The following is a 19,526-nucleotide window of genomic DNA, read 5'->3' as shown; positions in this document are numbered from 1 at the left end:
GCCGGGCGATCTCCGTCGTGAGTGGCGCCGGAGCGCCCAGGTGCCTGACCGGGCAGCGCAGCGACCGAAGGGTCCTCACTCACATCGACGGCGCCTCAGGCGCGGGACGTCAGGAGGTTCTCACTTCATAGCGTGGACGACCATACCAGGCCGTCCACGCGGCTGTCCAGAGGACTACTGCTGCAGCTGCAGGGTCTCCGCCGTGGTGTCGAGCACGCGCTTGGCCTCGTCCGGGCGATCGTTCAGCGTCGTTCCGACCGTCGGGATCAGTTCCTTCAGCGTCGGCAGCCAGTCGCCGAAACGGTCGGGGAAGCAGTGCTTCAGCAGATCGACCATGATCGGGACGGCGGTGGATGCGCCCGGCGAGGCTCCGAGGAGACCGGCGATCGAGCCGTCCTCCGCCGCGACCACCTCGGTGCCGAACTGGAGGACGCCGCCCTTCTTGGCATCCTTCTTCATCACCTGCACGCGCTGGCCTGCGGTGATGAGCTCCCAGTCCTCCATCTTGGCGGTCGGCATGAACTCCTGCAGCGCCTTCAGCTTCTTCGCGCGGTTGGCGAGGAGCTCGCCGACGAGGTACTTGATGAGGTCGAAGTTGTCGCGGGCGACGGCCAGCATCGGGCCGATGTTGCCGGGGCGGACGGAGCCGGGCAGGTCGAACCAGGAGCCGGTCTTCAGGAACTTCGGGCTGAACCCGGCGTACGGGCCGAACAGCAGCGAGGCCTGGCCGTCGACGACACGGGTGTCGAGGTGCGGCACCGACATCGGCGGGGCGCCGACGGCGGCCTTGCCGTAGACCTTCGCCTGGTGCTGAGCGACCAGCTTCGGGTTGGTGGTCCGCAGGAACTGACCCGAGATCGGGAAGCCGCCGAAGCCCTTGATCTCCGGGATGCCGGACTTCTGGAGCAGGTGCAGCGCGCCGCCGCCCGCGCCGACGAAGACGAACCGTGCGGTCGCGACGTGCGGGGTGTTGCCGACCTCGTGCTTGACGGAGAGCCGCCAGAGGCCGTCCTTGGTGCGCTTGATGCTGCGGACGGTGTGATTGAGCGCGAGCTCCGCGCCGTTCTCGATCAGGTTGTCGATGAGCGCACGCGTCAGAGCGCCGAAGTCGACGTCGGTGCCGGACGTCTGACGGGTCGCGGCGATGCGCTGCTTCGCGTTGCGCTTCTTGGTGAGCAGCGGCGTCCACTCTCCGATGACGGCAGGGTCTTCGGAGTACTCCATGCCGGCGAACAGCGGCTGGTCCTTCAGCGCCTCGTAGCGCTTCCGGAGGTAGCGCACGTTGTCCCGGCCGCGCACGAAGGTCATGTGCGGCGTGGAGTTGATGAACGTGTGCGGCTCGGGCAGGTCACCCGCGGCCACAAGGCTCGCCCAGAACTGCCGGCTGAGCTGGAACTGCTCGTTGATGCTGATCGCCTTGGCGGGGTCGACGGTGCCGTCGGAGGCCTCGGGCATGTAGTTGAGCTCGCAGAGGGCGGCATGGCCGGTGCCGGCGTTGTTCCACGGGTTCGACGATTCCTGGGCCACTTCGCCCAGGCGCTCGTAGATGCGGATGCTCCAGTCGGGCTGGACACGCTGGATCATGGCCCCGAGCGTCGCACTCATGATGCCGCCGCCGATCAGGACGACGTCGATGGGAGAATTGCTCACCCGTCAATCCTATGATGCGGCGGCCACCCGACCGCCCGCAGGCGCGGACACGGCCGACGGCGAGGAAGTTGTCTCGATATCGAGACAACTCCGCTCGCCGCGACCGAACGGCCCGAGTGGATCAGGCGGTGACGGGATTCGTCAGGCGCTCGGCCACCAACTCGGCGATCTGCACCGCGTTGAGTGCCGCACCCTTCCGCAGGTTGTCGTTGCTAATGAACAGCGCGATACCGCGGCCCTCCGGTGCTCCCTCGTCCGCGCGGATGCGGCCGACGAAGCTGGGGTCGCTTCCGGCGGCCTGCAGCGGGGTGGGGACGTCGGTCAGCTGCACGCCAGGGGCGTCGGCCAGCAGTTCGGCGACGCGCTCGGGGCTGATCGGCTTCTCGAACTCGGCGTTGATGGAGAGCGAGTGACCGGTGAACACGGGGACGCGGACGCAGGTGCCGCTCACGAGGAGACCCGGCAGGTCGAGGATCTTGCGCGACTCGTTGCGCAGCTTCTTCTCCTCGTCGGTCTCATTGAACCCGTCGTCGACGATGGAGCCGGCCAGCGGGATGACGTCGAACGCGATCGGACGGACGTACTTGACCGGCGCGGGCAGGGTCACCGCCGAGCCGTCGTGCACCAGGTCGAGCAGGTGCTCGTCCGCGATCGCGGCGCGCGCCTGCTCGGCGAGCTCCTCGGCGCCGGCGAGGCCGGAGCCCGAGACCGCCTGGTAGGTGCTGACCACGAGGCGCGACAGGCCCGCCTCGTCGTGCAGCGGCTTCAGGACGGGCATGGCCGCCATGGTCGTGCAGTTCGGGTTCGCGATGATGCCCTTGCGCGCATCGGCGATGGCGTCGGGGTTGACCTCCGACACCACGAGCGGGACGTCCGGGTCCATGCGCCAGCCGCTCGAGTTGTCGATCACGATGGCGCCGGCCTCGGCGAACCGGGGGGCGTGAGCCTTCGACCCGGTGGCACCCGCCGAGAACAGCGCGATGTCGATGCCGGAGACGTCGGCGGTCGCTACATCCTCGACCGTGATCTCCTGGCCCTTGAACGGCAGGGTCGTTCCGGCCGAGCGGGAGGAGGCGAAGAAGCGGATGCTCTTCACCGGGAACGCGCGCTCCTCCAGCAGGCGGCGCATCACGCCGCCCACCTGGCCGGTCGCGCCGACGACGGCCAGACGGACGCCGTTGCTGTCGAAATCGGTGAACTCGGTCATGTCAGCCCCTTGGGTCGTTTCGTGTGGTCAACCGCGCCGGTCGCGCGGCCATTCCCGTTCGGCGTGCGAACTACCGGCCGGTGCCGGCGTAGACGACGGCCTTTTCGTCTCCGTCGAGCCCGAAGGCCGTGTGGACGACGCGGGCGGCCTCGGCGACCGTATCGGCGCGGGTGACGACCGAGATGCGGATCTCGCTGGTCGAGATCATCTCGATGTTGATGCCCGCGTCGTAGAGCGCCTCGAAGAGCTTCGCGGAGACGCCGGAGTTGGTGCGCATCCCGGCGCCGACCAGGGCCAGCTTGCCGATCTGGTCGTCGTACTGCAGCGACTGGTAGCCGACCTCGTCGCGCTCGGCGGTGAGGGCGGTCAGCACGCGCTGCCCCTCCGACTTGGGGAGGGTGAAGGAGATGTCGGTGAGGCTCGTCGCCGCAGCGGACACGTTCTGGACGATCATGTCGACGTTCGCGTTCGCCTTCGCGACGATCTTGAAGATCTGCGCGGCCTTGCCGGGCACGTCGGGCACGCCGACGACGGTGATCTTGGCCTCGCTCAGGTCGGTGGCCACGCCGGAGATGATGGGCTCTTCCACGGTTCCATCCTTCTTGGCGGCCTCGGCGGCCGCTGCTTCGTTGAGGACATACGTGCCCTCCTTGTTGGAGAACGACGAGCGCACGTGCAGCGTCACGTTGTGTCGCCGTGCGTACTCGACGGCGCGGATGTGCAGCACCTTCGCGCCGGCGGCCGCCAACTCCAGCATCTCCTCGCTGGTGATGCGGTCGATCTTGCGGGCGAGGGGCACCTGCCGCGGGTCGGAGGTGAAGACGCCGTCGACATCGGTGTAGATCTCGCAGACCTCCGCGCCGAGGGCGGCGGCGAGGGCGACGGCCGTCGTGTCCGACCCGCCGCGGCCGAGCGTGGTGATGTCGCGCGACTCGCGGCTGAACCCCTGGAATCCGGCGACGATCGCTATGGCGCCCTCGGTCAGCGCATCCTGGATGCGGCCGGGCGTGACGTCGACGATGCGCGCGGAGCCGTGCTGCGCGTCGGTGATCATGCCGGCCTGGCTGCCCGTGAAGGAGCGCGCGTCGTATCCCATGCTCTTGATCGCCATCGCGAGCAGCGCCATGGAGATGCGCTCGCCCGCGGTGAGCAGCATGTCGAGCTCGCGAGGCGCGGGGATCGGGGTGACCTCGTGCGCCAGGTCGATCAGCTCGTCCGTCGTGTCGCCCATCGCGGAGACGGCGACGACGACCTCGTTGCCTGCCTTGCGCGTCTCGACGATGCGCTTCGCGACGCGCTTGATGCTCTCAGCTGTCGCGACGGACGAACCGCCGAACTTCTGGACGATGAGGGCCACAGACTCTCCTGAACTCACGGGCTTCCCATCCTACCGATCGGGATATGACCGTTCCTTCATGTGACGACACCTGTTGACAAGGACGGTCATCGGAGGAGGTGTGCGTGCGGTGTGCCCGAACGGAGGAGTTCGCGGGGCGTTCCGGAGTCGTCTTCCTCCGTTGAGGAGCGGCACACGGCGTGGCGGGTGAGGCTCCTCCGTTCTGCACCGCGGGAGTGGGGGCTGAGCGCAGGTGGTCAGGCCGGGCGAGGTCAGGAGACCTGGCGGCGGCCCTCGAACGCGCGACCGAGCGTGACCTCGTCGGCGTACTCGAGGTCGCCGCCGACCGGCAGGCCGGAGGCGAGCCGCGTCACGCGGATCTCGAGCGTGGTGAGCAGGCGGCTGAGGTAGGTGGCGGTGGCCTCGCCCTCGAGGTTCGGATCGGTGGCGATGATCACCTCCTGAACCGTGCCGTCGGCGAGTCGCTGCATCAGCTGGCGGATGCGCAGGTCGTCGGGCCCGACGCCGTCGATGGGGCTGATCGCCCCGCCGAGCACGTGGTACAGCCCGCGGAACTCGCGGGTGCGCTCGATCGCGACGACGTCCTTCGCCTCCTCCACCACGCAGATGAGGTTCGGCGTGCGCCTCGGGTCACGACAGATGGAGCAGGTGACCTCCTCCGACACGTTTCCGCAGATCTCGCAGAAGCGCACCTTGTCGCGCACCTCGAGCAGCACCTCCGCGAGGCGGGTGACGTCGAACGTCTCCGTTTGAAGGATGTGGAACGCGATGCGCTGAGCGGACTTCGGGCCGATGCCCGGCAGCCGCCCGAGCTCGTCGATCAGCTCCTGGACGATGCCTTCGTACACCGGCTACCTCATCCCCGGGGTCGGAGGTGCAGGCTGCTCCTCGATGAAGGTGGCTCCGAGGATCTCGCGCACCACAGCTTCGCCGTACCGCTGCGGCTGCTGGAAGGTCGGAGTTCGGGAGCCTGCGGCCGGGGCGGAGGACGGGCGCGCGGCGCGTGAGGCATCGCCGGACGATGCGCTCTCGGCACTGCGCGTGGGCTGCGCCGACGGGGCTGCGGACGGAGCGGCGGCGGCCGTCGCGGACGGAGCGGCGGCCCAGTCGCCCACGGGCTCCTCCGGGACGGGCGGCTCGAACGGCGGCTCTATCTCGGGCGGAGGGACGTCGTCGTACGGCGGCTCCTCCGGCGCTGGGGCGCCCTGCGGAGCGGCGGCAGGCGCAGGTGCCTGAGGTGCTGCGGCCGGCGCAGCCGGACGCTCCATGGTCGCCACCGCGGACGTCACCGGTGCGGCCGCCTCGGCCGTCTCGCGCGACGAGGGGATGGTGACGGTCGCCCACTCGGTGACCACGGCCGCCGGGGCGGCGGCGTCCGAGGACGCGGTGCGAGTCGACGCCGCGTCGGTTGCCGTCGACCGCGGGGAGGCGGTGTCGCGCTGAACCGGAGTGCTCGGAGCGGATGCCGTGCGGGCGGCCGGCGTCGCCTCGCGAGCGTCGCCGGGCTCGGCGCCCGGCCAGGCCTCGGCCGCGGGCGCGGCGGGCGCACCGGCGGAGGGACGGGGCGACCCGCCCGACCCGGGAGCCGAGTCGGCCTTCGCGATGAACTTCACGCGGATGCCGAGGACGTCGACGATCGCCTGACGGAGGTACTCGCTGACGCCCGGAGCACCGCCGGCGTCGGGCTGCCGGAAGCTCTGGACGTCGTTGTCGCTCGGGAACGACAGCGACAGGACGTCGCCGTTCAGCGAGCGCACCTGCGCGGTGAACACGACCATCCAAGCGCTGCGCTTCGCCCGCTGCACGGCGTCGAGGATCTGCGGCCAGGCGTCCTTGACCTGCTGCGTGGTGACGGGGCCGACGGCGGCCGCCGCGGGAGCCGGAGACGCAGCGGGCGCGGAGGGCTGTTCCGGGGGAGCCGGCGCCGCGGCGGGCTTCTCCGCCGGCGGCGTGACCGTCGCGGCTTCTGCGGCGGGCTCTGCCTCGGCACCCGAATCTGCCGGGGCAGCATCGGGAGCCGGACCGACGGCCGGAGTGGATGCGGCGACGGGCGCGGGAGCGGACTCCGGCGCGGGAGCAGCGGGGGCAGCAGCTGCGGCACGAACCTGCTCGCGCGGCGGAGCAGAGCTCGCCGCGGCCGGCGCACCGCGCTCAGCGCCCGCACGCTCCGTCCGACCGGACTCGGCACGACCGGGCTCTGAGCCGATGGCGTCGCTCACGCCGACGCGGCGCTCGAGCCGCTCCACGCGGGCGAGCGCACCGCGCTCGCTCTCGTCGCTCGACGGCACGAGCACGCGGGCGATCATGAGTTCGAGGTGGAGCCGCGGCGATGTCGCACCGGTCATCTCGGTGAGCGCGGCGTTCACGATGTCGGCGGCACGGCTGAGCTCGGCCGCGCCGAACTTCATGGCCTGCACGCCCATCCGGTCGAGCTCGTCCTGCGGGACGCCGCGGAGCACGGCCGCAGCCCCCTCGACACTCGTCGCGGCGACCACGATCAGGTCGCGCAGCCGCTCCAGCAGGTCTTCGACGAACCGCCGGGGGTCCTGTCCCGTCTGGATGACGCGGTCGACCGCGGAGAAGGCGCCCGCCGCATCCCGAGCCGAGATCGCGTCGATGACGTCGTCGAGCAGCGCGGCGTGCGTGTAACCGAGGAGGGCGACCGCCCGCTCGTAGTCGATGGCGCTGCCCTCGGACCCGGCCATCAGCTGGTCGAGCAGGGACAACGTGTCGCGCGGCGAACCGCCACCCGCGCGAACCACCAGCGGGAGGACGCCCGGTGCGACCGTCATGCCCTCGCTGTCGCACAGGCTCTGCACGTACTCCAGCATCTGCGCGGGAGGGACGAGCCGGAACGGGTAGTGGTGGGTGCGGGAGCGGATGGTCCCGATGACCTTCTCGGGCTCCGTCGTCGCGAAGATGAACTTCACGTGCTCCGGCGGCTCCTCCACGATCTTCAGCAGGGCGTTGAAGCCCTGCGGGGTGACCATGTGCGCCTCGTCGAGGATGAAGATCTTGTAGCGGTCGCGGGCCGGGGCGAAGATCGCACGCTCGCGGATGTCGCGCGCGTCGTCGACGCCGTTGTGGCTGGCCGCGTCGATCTCGACCACGTCGAGGGAGCCGCCGCCGTCGCGGCTCAGCTCGATGCAGCTGGCGCACTTCCCGCACGGGGTGTCGGTGGGCCCCTCTGCACAGTTCAGGCAGCGGGCCAGGATGCGGGCCGAAGTGGTCTTGCCGCAGCCGCGGGGACCCGAGAACAGATAGGCGTGATTCACCCGGTTGGTGCGCAGCGCCGTCATCAGCGGCTCCGTCACCTGAGACTGGCCGATCATCTCGGCGAAGGTGTCGGGCCGGTAGCGGCGATACAGGGCGGTTACCACTCACACATGCTACTCACCGCCGCCGACATTCGGCTGGGTCGGCGACGATCACGGCCCCCGGACGTTGAGGGCACGACCGATCGCCGACCACAGGGCGACCCGGGCGTCCTCCGTCGGCTGCGCCTGCGGCGCCGGAGGCAGGTCGAGCGGTGTATACGGCGGGAGGTAGAAGGTGTGCGTCGCCTTCGGTGCCCGGACGTACGCGTCTCCCCCGCGCGCCGGCCGCACCTCGGCCGCGACGTCGAGCCACCGGCAGCCGTTCCCGAGCTGCTCGTCCTCTCCCGCGCATCCCAGCACCACCGGACCGGGGATGCGGTCCAGGTCGAGCACGGCGGCCCGCGTCACCACGTGGGTGCCGCTGAGGCAGGGCACCCACGAGCCTCCGACGGTGATCGCCGGGCCGGGAACGGGCGATGGGCAGACCAGCCCGGTGGTGCCGGCGGGCGCGATGGCGCCGTAGACCAGCTCGGGATGCGCGACCGCGGTCCACAGGGCGAGCTGCGCGCCGCGCGAGGTCCCGAAGACGAAGACGCGCCGCGCATCCACCCCCGGCTGTGCGCGCAGCCAGTTCAGCGCCGCGACGACGCGCTCGGCGGGGAGCACGCGGACCGGCCCGAGCTGGCCCGCCGACCCGTAGGTCGAGAGGGCGAGCGCCGGGTACCCCATCGCGGAGAGGGTGGCCGCCGAGAGCACACCGCTCTGCACATCCGGCTCGGTCCCGTCGAAGACGAGCACCGCCGGGCGCGGCGCCGCGGCGGCCGACGCGGGCTGGAAGTAGTCGCCCGTGATCCCGTCGTCGAACACCGCCCGCGACGGGGCCACCGAGGTCAGCCCGACCCGGTGCAGGCGGCGGGCGGCGACCCGGCGACCGTCGATGACGGCCTCCAGGTCGACGGTCATGGTCGAGCCGCCCCACACCTGCGGGGAGTTCGCCTCGCGGCCCGAGTCGCTCTGCAGCGTCCAGAACAGGCCCATCCCGTCCGCTCCGCCGAACGGGGCCTCGGCGGGCACGTCATGGTCGAGGTCGACGACTCCGGACGACGGGACGCTGTAGACGGCCTGCGAGCTCCACCGCTCACCCACCGCCGCGCCGGACCGCGCCGTCGCACGCACCGTCACCCGTCCACCCGGCGGCAGCGAGACGACCCGGACGTGGACGGGCTTCCACACCCCGCTCGGCTCCTCGCTGACCTCGACGCGCGGTCCCCCGGCGCCCGGAACGGCGACGCAGGCGGCGAGGGATGCGACCAGCAGCGCGAGGACCACGCCCGCCACCATCCGCCTCACGGCCGCATCGCCCCCGCCAACTTCGCGATGACGACCTGCCAGAACTGCGCCCGCGCCGCTTCGGTCGCCTGCGCGGTCGCCGGAGTCAGGTCGCTCAGCCCGATCGGCAGCAGGGGCGGCGTGGTGACGTCGTGGCCGGCGCCGTCCAGGTAGAGGAAGGCGTCGCCCGGTTCGTCGCCGCGCACCTGCTCCCCCGCCCGCGTCCAGTCGCACGCGGTCGGGAGCAGCCGGTCATCGGTGCCGCAGGCGAGCACGAGCGGCCCGCTGATGCGCTGCAGCGGCAGGATGTCCGTGCCCGCGATCGTGCGCTCCGGGTTGGCGCACGGCAGCGCCCTCCCGTGCTGGATGAGCAGCGGGCTGCCCGCGGACGACGTGCACTGCAGCGCCGTCGCGCCGCTGGCGGCGAACGCTCCGTGGACGCGATCCGGGTCGTTCGCGGCGAACCAGAGGGCCAGCGACGAGGCACGACCGGTTCCGTAGACGAAGATGCGTCCCTCATCCACGACGGGAAGAGAGGAGAACCAGGTCAGCACGGCGTCGAACGTCTCGACCGAGAGCGCGGCGGATCCGGGGATGCGCCCGGCCGGGACGAACGCCGGTAGCACGACGACGGGGAAGCCGGCCGATGCGATCCGCCGCGAGACGAACGCGCCGGACGCTCCGCCGTCGTCGCCGTCGATGACGATCACGCCGGGACGCAGGTCGACCGGCGTCGGCACCGAGTCGACCAGCGTCCCGACGGTGGCCGTCGACGCGAGCCCGGACGCCTCGGGGTCGCCGGTGTCGATGAGATCGCTGCGCAGCACATCCCGGCTGATGGTCCCCGCCGAGAGCGGAGTGCGGTGGAGCTCGCCGGAGGCCACCTGGTGTCCCGCCTGCTCGGCCGAGAACCGGATGTCGAGCGGGCTGTACACCCACTGCGCCTCCAGCTGCTGCTGGCTGAGCGACGGTCCCGTCAGGCTCCACAACAGACCGGAACTGTCCGGTCGCGGGTAGGGCGCTGCCGTCGGCTCCTGCGACCACAGCCGGATGCTGCCGGTGGGCGGAACGGCGTAGACCGCCCGCGACGACCACGAGCCGGCGCTGGAGTGCGCGCGTGCGGTGAGCACGACGGGCTCGCCCGGCTCCAGGCCGACGACCTGGATGCCGACGGGCTCGGTGATCCCGTCGCCGAACCGGCTGAACACGAACCGCGCGCCCCCTCCCGAGCCCGTCGCACAGGCCGAGAGGAGGAGTGCCGCCACCGCTCCGACCACCGCGACCCGCAGCAGCCGTCGCAGCGCCCACCGCCCGGTCACGCCCACCGCCTGGTCATCCGAGCACCGCCCGGAGCAGGTCGCGGCCGACCGCGTTCCAGAACGCGATGCGGGCCTTCTCGGTCGGCTGCCCGCCGGTCGCCGGGAGGGCGATCGGCAGGCCCGGCGGCACGCTGACGGGATGCGTCGCGCCGTCGGCGTAGATCGTCCGGTCGCCGGGGCGCGGCTCCCGGGTGGCCGCCAGGGCGCGCTGCCAGGCGCACGACGACGGCAAGGTCGCGTCCTGCGTGCCGCAGGCCAGCACGACCGGGCCGTCCACGCCGTCGATGGACGGCACCGCGGAGGGGACGACGGTTTCCGCGTCGGTGAGGCAGGGAAGGCCGGACGAGTCCTCGAAGACCGGGGCCACCCGCGCCGCGGGCAGGCACAGCAGCGCCGGCGCGCCCCCGGCGACGAACAGCCCGTGGATGCGCGACGGGAACCGTGTCGCCGCCCAGACGGCCAGCTGCTCGGCCGCCCCGGTGCCGTAGACGTAGACGCGGTCCTGCTCGATGTCGGGACGCTCCGACAGCCAGTCGAACACGGCCTGCACGGTCGTGTCCGCGACGATGCCGGTCGAACGCACGCCGTCCGCCGCCGCGGCGACCGGGATGCGCAGGACCGAGGCGCCGAACTGCGCGATCACCGGGGCGACGTAGTCGCCGGATGCACCCGGCCGCGCGTCGTCGAACATCAGCACCACCGGCGTCTGCGGGTGCTCCAGACTCGCCGCGCTGTAGAAGGTGGCGAGTGCGACGTCCTCGTGCGTCTGCCGCGGCAGGCGCGGGTCGATGGCCGGCCGCAGGTCGCGCGTGTAGATGGTCCGCACAGCGAGGGACGACGCCAGCCCGTCGAGTTCGAACGATCGGGAGGCGACGACGCGGCCGGCGTCGGAGGCGGCGACGGTGACGCGGATGGTGTCGCGCATCCACTGCCGGGCAGCCGCCTCACCCGACAGCTGCGGCCCGCGCAACGTCCAGAACAGCCCGGCCGAGTCGGGCTCGGTGAACGGGGCGAGCTGCGGCCGGGCGGACGCGAGGTCGAGCGTCCCCGAAGCCGGGACCGTGTAGGTCGCCGCCGACGTCCAGGTGCCGTGCGCCGTGGCGAGCCGCGCGGTCAGCCGCAAGCGCGCCCCGGGCTCGGCGCCCACCAGCTCCAGTGGGAAGGGCCAGAGCACGGCGCTGTAGCGGACGAGCGGTGAGGTCACGAACCGGGCGCCGGCCGCCACGTCCCCGGTCGCGCACCCGGCGAGCGCGGTGACCGCGACGAGTGCGGAGGCGACGGCCGCCACGATCCGCGGCAGCAGGCCCGGGCGGCGCGCGGCGGACACGCGTCGCGGCATCCCGTGCCGTTCGCCGTCGCCGCGCCGTCGCCGCATGGCCTCTCCGCTCCCGTCAGCCCCCGGTCGCTGCCCGGACCGCCTCGAGCGACTGCCGGGAGATCTCGAGCTCCTCGTTCGTCGGCACCACCAGCACCGTCACGGCGGAGTCGTCGGCCGAGATGACCCGCGCGTCGCGCGACGTGCTCGCGTTGCGCTCCGGGTCGAGCCGGATGCCGAGCACCTCCAGCCCGGAGAGCACCTCCGCGCGGAGCACTGCGTCGTTCTCGCCGACTCCGGCAGTGAAGGTCAGCACGTCGAGGCGCCCGAGCAGCGCCGTGTACGCACCGATGTAGTGCTTCAGCCGGTGAACCGTCACATCCAGAGCGAGGCGCGCAGCGTCATCCCCTCGACCCGCCGCCTGACGCACATCGCGCATGTCGCCCCGGCCGGAGAGACCGAGCAGGCCACTCCGACGGTTCAGCAACTCGTCCAGGGCGTCCGTCGACAGCTGCGCGCGCCGCGCCAGGTGGATGAGCACTGCCGGGTCGAGATCGCCCGACCGCGTCCCCATGACCAGGCCCTCCAACGGCGTCATGCCCATCGACGTCTCCACCGAGCGGCCGCCGTCGATCGCGCAGGCCGACGCTCCGTTGCCCAGGTGGAGGACGATCTGGCGCAGCTCGCCGAGCGGGCGGTCGACGAACTCCGCCGCCGTCTCGGAGACGTACTTGTGCGACGTGCCGTGGAAGCCGTACCGCCGCACGCGATGGCGGTCGGCCAGCTCGGCGTCGATCGCGTACGTGTACGCCTCCGGCGCCAGTGTCTGGTGGAACGCGGTGTCGAACACCGCGACGTGCGGTACGTCCGGGAACGCCTTCTTGGCGGCACGGATGCCCTCGAGGTTCGCCGGGTTGTGCAGCGGCGCGAGGTCGGACAGGTCCTCGATGTTGATCTCGACGAGCGGCGTGACGATCGTCGGCTCGAAGAAGCGCTTGCCGCCGTGGACCACGCGATGGCCGACCGCATCCAGCGGGTTCTCGTCGAGGCTGGGGCCTTCCGCCGCGAACGCGTCGAGCATCGCGCGGAACCCGGCCGTGTGGTCCGGGATCTCAAGCGTGCGCTCCGTCGTGCCGTTCGGCCCGCGGTGCGTGGTGTGCCCGCTCGACTCGCCGATCCGCTCCACCAGCCCGGAGGCCAGCGACTCCTCGGTCTCGCTGTCGATCAGCTGGTACTTGAACGACGACGAACCGCTGTTGACGACCAGGACGGCGCTCATGACAGCGCCGCCTGGATCGCCGTGATCGCCACGGTGTTGACGATGTCGTCGACGGTCGCGCCGCGGGACAGGTCGTTGATCGGCTTCCGCAGGCCCTGCAGCACGGGGCCGATCGCGACGGCGCCCGCGCTCCGCTGCACCGCCTTATAGGTGTTGTTGCCGGTGTTGAGGTCAGGGAAGATGAACACGGTCGCCCGCCCGGCCACCTCCGATCCGGGCATCTTGGCGGCGCCGACCGCCGCATCCGCCGCGGCGTCGTATTGGATGGGGCCGGCCACCGCGAGCTGCGGCGCGCGCTCCCGCACCAGCTCCGTCGCCGTCCGCACCTTCTCCACGTCCGCCCCGGCGCCGGAGTCGCCGGTCGAGTAGGACAGCATGGCGACGCGTGGCTCGATCCCGAACTGTTCGGCGGTCCGAGCGGACGAGATCGCGATGTCGGCGAGCTGCTCGGAGGTCGGGTCCGGGATGACGGCGCAGTCCCCGTAGACGAGCACGCGGTCGGCGAGGGCCATCAGGAAGACACTGGACACGACCGAGACGCCCGGGGTCGTCTTGATGATCTCGAAAGCCGGCCGGATGGTGTGCGCCGTCGTGTGCGCGGCGCCGGACACCATCCCGTCGGCGAGCCCCAGGTGCACCATCATCGTGCCGAAGTAGGACGTGTCGGTGATGGTGTCGGACGCCTGCTCGATCGTGATGCCCTTGTGCGCGCGCAACCGTGCGTACTCGGTCGCGAACCGCAGCCGCATCACATCGTCGAAGGGGCTGAGCACCTCGGCGCCGGAGAGGTCGAGACCCAGCTCGATCGCCCGCGAACGCACCTCGAACGGCTCGCCGAGGATGGTCAACTGAGCGACCCCGCGCGCCAGCAGGGTGTGGGCGGCACGCAGGATGCGGTCGTCCTCCCCCTCGGGCAGGACGATGTGCTTCTTCGCCGCCCGCGCGCGCTCGATCAGGTCGTACTCGAACATGAGCGGGGTGACGACGTCGTGCCGGGAGACGTTGAGGCGGGCGAGGAGCGCGCCCGCATCCACGTGCCGTTCGAACAGGGCGAGCGCGGTGTCGTACTTGCGCTGCGAGTCGGCGGCGAGCCGGCCGCGCGCGTGCGTGATCCGCACCACCGTGTCGTACGTGTCGAGCCCGGTCCGCACGATCGGCAGCGGCGACCGCAGGCCGGCGAGCAGCCGTTGGATCGGCTCCGGCAGGTCGAACCCGCCGTTGAGGACGATGCCCGCGATCGACGGGAAGGTGCCGGACGCGTTCGCCATCAGCACGGCCAGCAGCACCTCGGTGCGGTCGCCCGGCACGACGACGACCGCGCCGTCCACCAGGCGCGGGAGCACGTTGTTCATCGACATCCCGGCGACGACCACGCCCAGCGCCTCGCGGGTGAGCAGCGCCTCTTCGCCGGCGATCAGGGTCGCACCGGTCTCCTCCATGATGGAGCGGATGCTCGGCGCCACCAGGAACGGGTCCTCCGGGATGGCCCACACCGGCGGACGGTCCGCACTGCCGGCCGCGGCCGCCGCCGCACCGACGACCGACCCGACCGCTGCGACGATCTCATCCAGCATCCCGTCGTCCGCCCGGTTCGCGATGACCGCGAGCAGTCCGGCGTGCTCGGTCCGCAGCTCGGCGACGGCGATCTCCGCCAGCTGGCGGAGCTCCTCCGGCGAGCGCGGGTCGGCCTGCCCGAGGCGCTCCCCGAAACCCTGGCCTATCCGTCCGCCGAGAACGAGCAGCACCGGCGCGCCCAGGTTCGCGGCGATCCGGGCGTTGTACCCGAGCTCGGTCGGGCTGCCGACGTCCGTGTAGTCGGAGCCCAGGATGACCACGGTGTCGCAGCGCGCCTCCACCGCGCGGAAGCGCTGCACGATCTCGGCGAGGGCCGCATCCGCGTCGGCATGGACGTCGTCGTAGGTCACGCCGAGCGCATCCTCGTACGAGATGTCGGCCGTGATCCGCTGGAGCAGAAGCTCGAGCACGTAGTCGCGTTCGTCGGTCGACCGCGCGATCGGTCGGAACACGCCCACCCGCTCGACCGAGTGACGCAGGGACTCGAGCACGCCGAGGGCCACGGTGGACTTGCCGGTGTGCCCTTCGGCGGAGGTGATGTAGATGGAGCGCGCCACGTCAGCCGATCCGCTCGATCGCCGGGATTCCGTAGCGCCCGTCCAGCACCTCGTCACCCGGCAGGTACAGGCGGAGGATCGGGCGGAAACGTCCGGTCGGTGCGGGCAGCCAGTTGGCGGCCGCCTTCTCGTCGGTCGGTCGGGTGGCGCTCATCGTGATGGTCAGTCCTCCGTCGTCGTCGTACACGAGCCCGCGGGTCCTGTCGCCGACCGAGTAGCGGTCGATCGGGTTGGCGACGAGGTAGTAGTGCGGGAGGTCGTACATGGTCAGCGACCAGAAGGCGCCCACCGGCGGCGTGGGGTTCAGCCGCAGGCGGTAGACGTGCTCGCCGCTGAGCGGCTCACCGTCGGCGTCCTCGTAGGTCATGATGTAGGCCGCTTCGTAGGCGTGGTTTCCCCACAGCCCGCCGAGCGCCGCCGCAGCGCGGTGCGCGTACCGGGTGCGCGGGTCGTTCAGCTTCCACTCGGGCGCGTCGATGGCCCCCAGCTCGAAGAAGTCGAGGTTGTAGTCGAAGACGTGGAGGTTGACCGCCCAGTGGTCGGTCAGCGTCCCGGAGGTGCGCAGTGCCGACTCCAGTGCGTCCTTGCCGAGGGCGTACCCGGCGGCGAGCGCCTGGCGCACCCCCTCCGGCTGTTCGGCGATCGTGTACGGGCTCACCAGCCCGAGCGGCGCATACGACTCGAGCGCGGGCCGATCGCGCAGCGCCGGCGGGAAGGCCTGCGACCACACCCGCAGCTTCTCGAAGAAGTCGAGCGCTTCGCCCTGGCCGCCGTCCACCGCGGGGACGCCCTGCGGCGGGACGAGGGTCTGGCGGAGCGGCGTCAGCATCAATGCGTCCTGCAGCGCGTGGACGGCAGGGAGGTCGTCGGCGCCGTCGACCGCCCACCGTCCGACGATCGTCGCAACGCGTGTGGGGAAGCGGATGGCCGGGAGTCCGGAGGTGTCGGGCGCGGCCTCGTCGTCGGGCGGCAGCAGCAGGAACTCGCCACCCTCTCCCCCGGTGGCCCGCGTGCCGATGTAGGCGAAGTTGTTGGTCCAGGCGTCCACGAACTGCAGGACGAAATAGCGGTCACCGGCAGCGGGGACGCTGAGCCTCACCGGCCCGACCCCCAGATCGACCTGGGCGATCGAGTACACGGTGTCGTTGTTGATCGACACGAACGTGTCGTCGGGTCCGGCCAGCTCGCGCGCGTGCCCGAACGAGTTGTACGGCGTCGGAGGAACCGACCCGATGCCCTCCTCCGTGAACCGGACGACCTGCTCCAGGTCGAACACGAGGGGGAAGCCCACCACGTACGCCTCGGTCGACAGCTCTATCAGCTGATCGGTCACTGCGGCACCCCGTCCGTCCATCGCTCCACGGAAGACACGGACCATTCTACAGGGCGTAGAAGATCCGGCACTGGTGGCCACAATATACGCGGCGGCGGTGACACGCGGCTGGACATGAAAAGACTCCCCACGCACCCGCCAGAGCCCGGTTACCCTTGCTGCGTTTCCGCCCTGGGGGAGTTGGCCTGGATGGCGCCACGTGGGGAGCCATCAACAATTGTAGCGGCTACGGATGGGAGCCGTGTGCGCGAGGCCCTCCGGCATTCGGGTAAGATACTGGGAGCCGCCGGCCGCGACAGCGAAAGGCGACGACCAGGAGAATTCGCCTAGTGGCCTATGGCGCACGCTTGGAAAGCGTGTTGGGTGCAAGCCCTCGGGGGTTCGAATCCCCCATTCTCCGCCAATTGGGATGCGTCACCGGGTGCGCGCGCAGCGTCCATCCGGGGTTCGAAACCCCCATTCTCCGCCAATTGGGATGCCGCGCAGCGTCCATCCGGGTTCGGGAATCCTCGGGCATGATCGAGGCATGAACGGCGAACTGGCAGCCCTTGTTGCGCTGTGCCTGTATGGCAACGACTGGGTGTCCAGGAGCGCCGAGCCCGCACCCGCGTTGGATGCATCGAATTCGGCCTTCCGATTTGTGAGCTCGTGGCGGTCGCAGTGCTCGGAGCGCGGCCTGTTCCGCCACCGTTCATGGGAGGGCGACGGCGTCGCCGCTTGGCTCCAGCACGTCAAGGAAGGCGGAAGCCAGCGGCTCACACTGCTCATTGGAGACGGCGCCGCGTCCAGTGGGCTTCCAGGCCACATAGAGGCATCGTTCGCGAACGGCGGTCGCTGGGCGATATGCACCGATGGCCCTCGGCCGCGGATCTGGTTCTGCGCATGGTCTGTTCGAGACCGGGCAGACCCGAACAATCGAATCTGGGCCGTCGAGATGACCAGCCGGGACCTGCCCGCAGCGATGGAACCGGTCGTTGATCTGGGCTCCGCGCGCACTGACCTCCGGACTGCACTGCAGGCCATCGAGCGTTTTGCACAATCGACAGATCTCCGCTCCTGGGCGGGATGGTTTGCTCAGGCACTCGGGCTCCTCGACACGAGCGAACCAGTGATCCCGTACAACCCCGACCTCGCCCCGTCGACTGCTCCCACAGAGAACCGGCAGCTTCTGGCCGCCGCAGTTCAAGCGTGGGTCTTCGGAGGCATGGGGTCCTGGAATGACCTGGTCTTCCAAGACGAGGCCCAGCAAAGCGCATATCTCGACGTGACGCGAAGGCTCTACGCAACGGTCCTCACTGCCATCGCGACCGCGGCCAACACCGCCGCCTGAACCACGTAACCCAGGACGGCGCTATCTCCAGCCGCGGCGCAGATTCGTGAAGATGAGCCGTAGCGCGCCTTCGGGCGATGGCTCGCGCGCGGCGATGTCGGGGCTCTCGAGGATGAAGCGCGCGAGGGAGCGGAGGGCCGCGCCGTCGGGCTCCTGCCACTCCGCGGCGAGCTCAGAGACCAATGCATCTTCGCAGTCGGTCCATTTCTGCCGGACGTAGGCGCGAAGCTGCGGCGTCGAGAAGATCAGATCGAGGAGTTCCCGGGAACGCGGGTCACCGTCGTCGAACGGGACTCGGCTTTCCATGAACGCCTCGATGGCACTCAGCGGGTCCGTCCCGGCGGGGCGATCGCGTATGGCCCGCACCAGCGCGGCCGCGCGGTCCTCCTCCTGCTCGAAGACCAGGCCGACCTTGCCCGCCGGGTAATACGTGAAAAGCGTCGTCAACGCGACATTCGCCTCATCGGCGATCTCAGCGACGGTCACATCATCGAATCCGCGTTCCACGAACAACCGGACGGCGGCGCGGTGAAGGGCGCGACGGGTCTGCGCCCTCTTGCGCTCGCGAAGTCCTGTACCGGCTGCCACGAGACGAGCGTACTGCATCGAGGCAGCAGCTTCAATTATGGTATTACTAGTTTTCTGTAGTCACTACAGAAAACGATATCCCGCAACGGGACGAACACCAAGGGAGAAGCGATGAACACGACAGCGATCGTCGGCGCACGGATTTTCGACGGCGAGGAGGTGCTCCCCGCCGCGTCGGTCGTGATCGAAGGAACCTGGATCCGGTCGATCGGCGACGACATCCCCGACGGGGCGCACGTCGTGGACGGCCGCGGCGGGACGGTTATCCCCGGCCTGATCGACTCGCACGTCCACACGTCCCTGGAGGGGCTCGAGCTGGCCCTCACCTTCGGGGTGACGACCGAACTGGAGATGCAGGGGATGTTCACCCGGAACAGACGGAGCCAGGTCACCGATGACGATCGGGTCGCAGATGTGCGTTCTGCGGGATTCGGCATCACCCCGCCCGGCGGACATCCCAGCGAGCTGATGGGCGGCGAGGGGCACGACGACGGCGACGAGGCTCCGTGGGAGGCGGATGATGCCGACGCGGACCAGTGGGCCGACATCGTCATGCCGTTCGCCACGACGCCCGAGGAGGCCGTGGCGTTCATCCCCCGGCTCCAGTCCACCGGATCCGACTACATCAAGTTCATGATCGACGACGGGACCGTCGAAGACGCCCCCGGCCTCCCCCTGCTCGATGACGCGACGATCGCGGCCGGCGTCGAAGAAGCCCACCGCCGCGGCCTCCTGACCGTCGCCCACACACTCACCGTGGACGCGACCGCCTCGGCGATCGCGGGTGGCATCGACGGACTCGTCCACCTCTTCATGGACCGCCCCCACACGTCGCAGATCATCGACACCATCGCAGCATCCGGGGCGTTCGTCGTACCCTGCGTCGTCCTGAACGCTTCCATGATGGGGATCTCCGCGGCCGAGTTCGCCGAGGATCCGCGCGTCCGCTCCAAGCTCGACGACGCCTGGATCTCCACCCTGCAGAGCAGCTACAACCGGTACCCGCAGGGCGACCTCGACGACGTTCTCGCGTCCGTTCGCGCGCTCCACGCAGCCGGCGTCGACATCCTCGTCGGTACGGACGTTTCGTTCCCGCTGCCCACGCTCGGCGGGATGGCCCACGGGGCCAGCGTCCACCACGAACTCCAGCTCCTCGTCCGCGCAGGCCTCACGCCCACGGAAGCGCTCCGCGCCGCCACAGCGGTCCCCGCGCGACGGTTCGGTCTCGACGACCGTGGACGGATCGGGGAATCGCTGCGAGCCGACCTCGTGCTCGTGGACGGCGATCCGACAACGCGGATCGCGGACACCCTCAACATCCGCCAGGTCTGGCGCCGCGGAAGGGCTCTTCTCGCCGACGAGTGACCACG

At 70.7% G+C, this 19,526-nt stretch carries 14 protein-coding genes, 1 tRNA gene and 1 other RNA gene; 3 read left to right on the top strand and 13 right to left on the bottom strand.

Features of this window, described 5'->3' with window-relative positions; translation table 11 throughout:
- Positions 1 to 174 precede the first annotated feature (174 nt).
- From AXZ95_RS05035 to ffs, 12 genes are all read right to left on the bottom strand, one after another.
- Complete coding sequence (locus AXZ95_RS05035) at positions 175 to 1,650, bottom strand: malate:quinone oxidoreductase (protein WP_018189924.1); 1,476 nt, start codon at positions 1,648 to 1,650, stop codon at positions 175 to 177.
- Positions 1,651 to 1,771: 121 nt separating this feature from the next.
- Positions 1,772 to 2,857 (bottom strand): aspartate-semialdehyde dehydrogenase, encoded by a 1,086-nt coding sequence (locus AXZ95_RS05030; protein WP_018189923.1) that lies wholly within the window; start codon positions 2,855 to 2,857, stop codon positions 1,772 to 1,774.
- 70 nt (positions 2,858 to 2,927) lie between these two features.
- Positions 2,928 to 4,214, bottom strand: coding sequence for an aspartate kinase (locus AXZ95_RS05025; protein WP_018189922.1), 1,287 nt, complete (start codon positions 4,212 to 4,214; stop codon positions 2,928 to 2,930).
- 251 nt (positions 4,215 to 4,465) lie between these two features.
- Positions 4,466 to 5,062, bottom strand: a complete 597-nt coding sequence (gene recR, locus AXZ95_RS05020; RefSeq protein ID WP_018189921.1) for a recombination mediator RecR — start codon at positions 5,060 to 5,062, stop codon at positions 4,466 to 4,468.
- A gap of 3 nt (positions 5,063 to 5,065) precedes the next feature.
- On the bottom strand, positions 5,066 to 7,594 hold the full coding sequence (locus AXZ95_RS05015) for a DNA polymerase III subunit gamma and tau (RefSeq protein WP_018189920.1): 2,529 nt from the start codon (positions 7,592 to 7,594) through the stop codon (positions 5,066 to 5,068).
- 48 nt (positions 7,595 to 7,642) lie between these two features.
- Positions 7,643 to 8,872, bottom strand: a complete 1,230-nt coding sequence (locus AXZ95_RS05010) for an acyl-CoA thioesterase/BAAT N-terminal domain-containing protein (protein WP_018189919.1) — start codon at positions 8,870 to 8,872, stop codon at positions 7,643 to 7,645.
- Between the two features lie 5 nt (positions 8,873 to 8,877).
- Positions 8,878 to 10,179 (bottom strand): acyl-CoA thioesterase/BAAT N-terminal domain-containing protein, encoded by a 1,302-nt coding sequence (locus tag AXZ95_RS05005; protein WP_231374350.1) that lies wholly within the window; start codon positions 10,177 to 10,179, stop codon positions 8,878 to 8,880.
- Between the two features lie 13 nt (positions 10,180 to 10,192).
- Positions 10,193 to 11,554, bottom strand: a complete 1,362-nt coding sequence (locus AXZ95_RS05000) for an acyl-CoA thioesterase/BAAT N-terminal domain-containing protein (RefSeq protein WP_018189917.1) — start codon at positions 11,552 to 11,554, stop codon at positions 10,193 to 10,195.
- Between the two features lie 16 nt (positions 11,555 to 11,570).
- A complete protein-coding gene (locus AXZ95_RS04995) occupies positions 11,571 to 12,773 on the bottom strand; it encodes an acetate kinase (protein WP_018189916.1) in 1,203 nt (400 codons plus the stop codon).
- A complete protein-coding gene (gene pta, locus AXZ95_RS04990; protein WP_018189915.1) occupies positions 12,770 to 14,905 on the bottom strand; it encodes a phosphate acetyltransferase in 2,136 nt (711 codons plus the stop codon). Before pta ends, AXZ95_RS04995 begins: the two co-directional genes overlap by 4 nt.
- Position 14,906: 1 nt before the next feature.
- Positions 14,907 to 16,238: a DUF1254 domain-containing protein gene (locus AXZ95_RS04985; RefSeq protein WP_026307061.1), complete on the bottom strand. Its 1,332-nt coding sequence runs from the start codon at positions 16,236 to 16,238 to the stop codon at positions 14,907 to 14,909.
- A 115-nt stretch (positions 16,239 to 16,353) separates the two neighbouring features.
- Positions 16,354 to 16,450, bottom strand: an RNA gene (gene ffs, locus AXZ95_RS04980) — signal recognition particle sRNA small type.
- Positions 16,451 to 16,553: 103 nt separating this feature from the next.
- On the opposite strand from ffs, the gene AXZ95_RS04975 reads away from it, so the two are divergent.
- Positions 16,554 to 16,641 (top strand) — tRNA-Ser (locus AXZ95_RS04975).
- A gap of 123 nt (positions 16,642 to 16,764) precedes the next feature.
- A complete protein-coding gene (locus tag AXZ95_RS04970) occupies positions 16,765 to 17,568 on the top strand; it encodes a hypothetical protein (RefSeq protein WP_133638791.1) in 804 nt (267 codons plus the stop codon).
- A gap of 21 nt (positions 17,569 to 17,589) precedes the next feature.
- Here AXZ95_RS04970 and AXZ95_RS04965 read toward each other — a convergent pair whose 3' ends face one another.
- Entirely contained in the window at positions 17,590 to 18,156 is a 567-nt protein-coding gene (locus AXZ95_RS04965; protein ID WP_133638789.1) for a TetR/AcrR family transcriptional regulator, read from the bottom strand.
- A 111-nt stretch (positions 18,157 to 18,267) separates the two neighbouring features.
- Here AXZ95_RS04965 and AXZ95_RS04960 point away from each other — a divergent pair, with 111 nt between their 5' ends.
- Positions 18,268 to 19,521: an amidohydrolase family protein gene (locus tag AXZ95_RS04960; RefSeq protein ID WP_018189911.1), complete on the top strand. Its 1,254-nt coding sequence runs from the start codon at positions 18,268 to 18,270 to the stop codon at positions 19,519 to 19,521.
- Positions 19,522 to 19,526 lie beyond the last annotated feature (5 nt).

The sequence above is a fragment of the Leifsonia sp. 115AMFTsu3.1 genome, from assembly GCF_004362795.1.
Taxonomy (GTDB): Bacteria; Actinomycetota; Actinomycetes; order Actinomycetales; family Microbacteriaceae; genus Leifsonia.
Note: the sequence above shows the minus strand (reverse complement) of the source record. Positions and strands in the feature narration are given on the sequence as shown.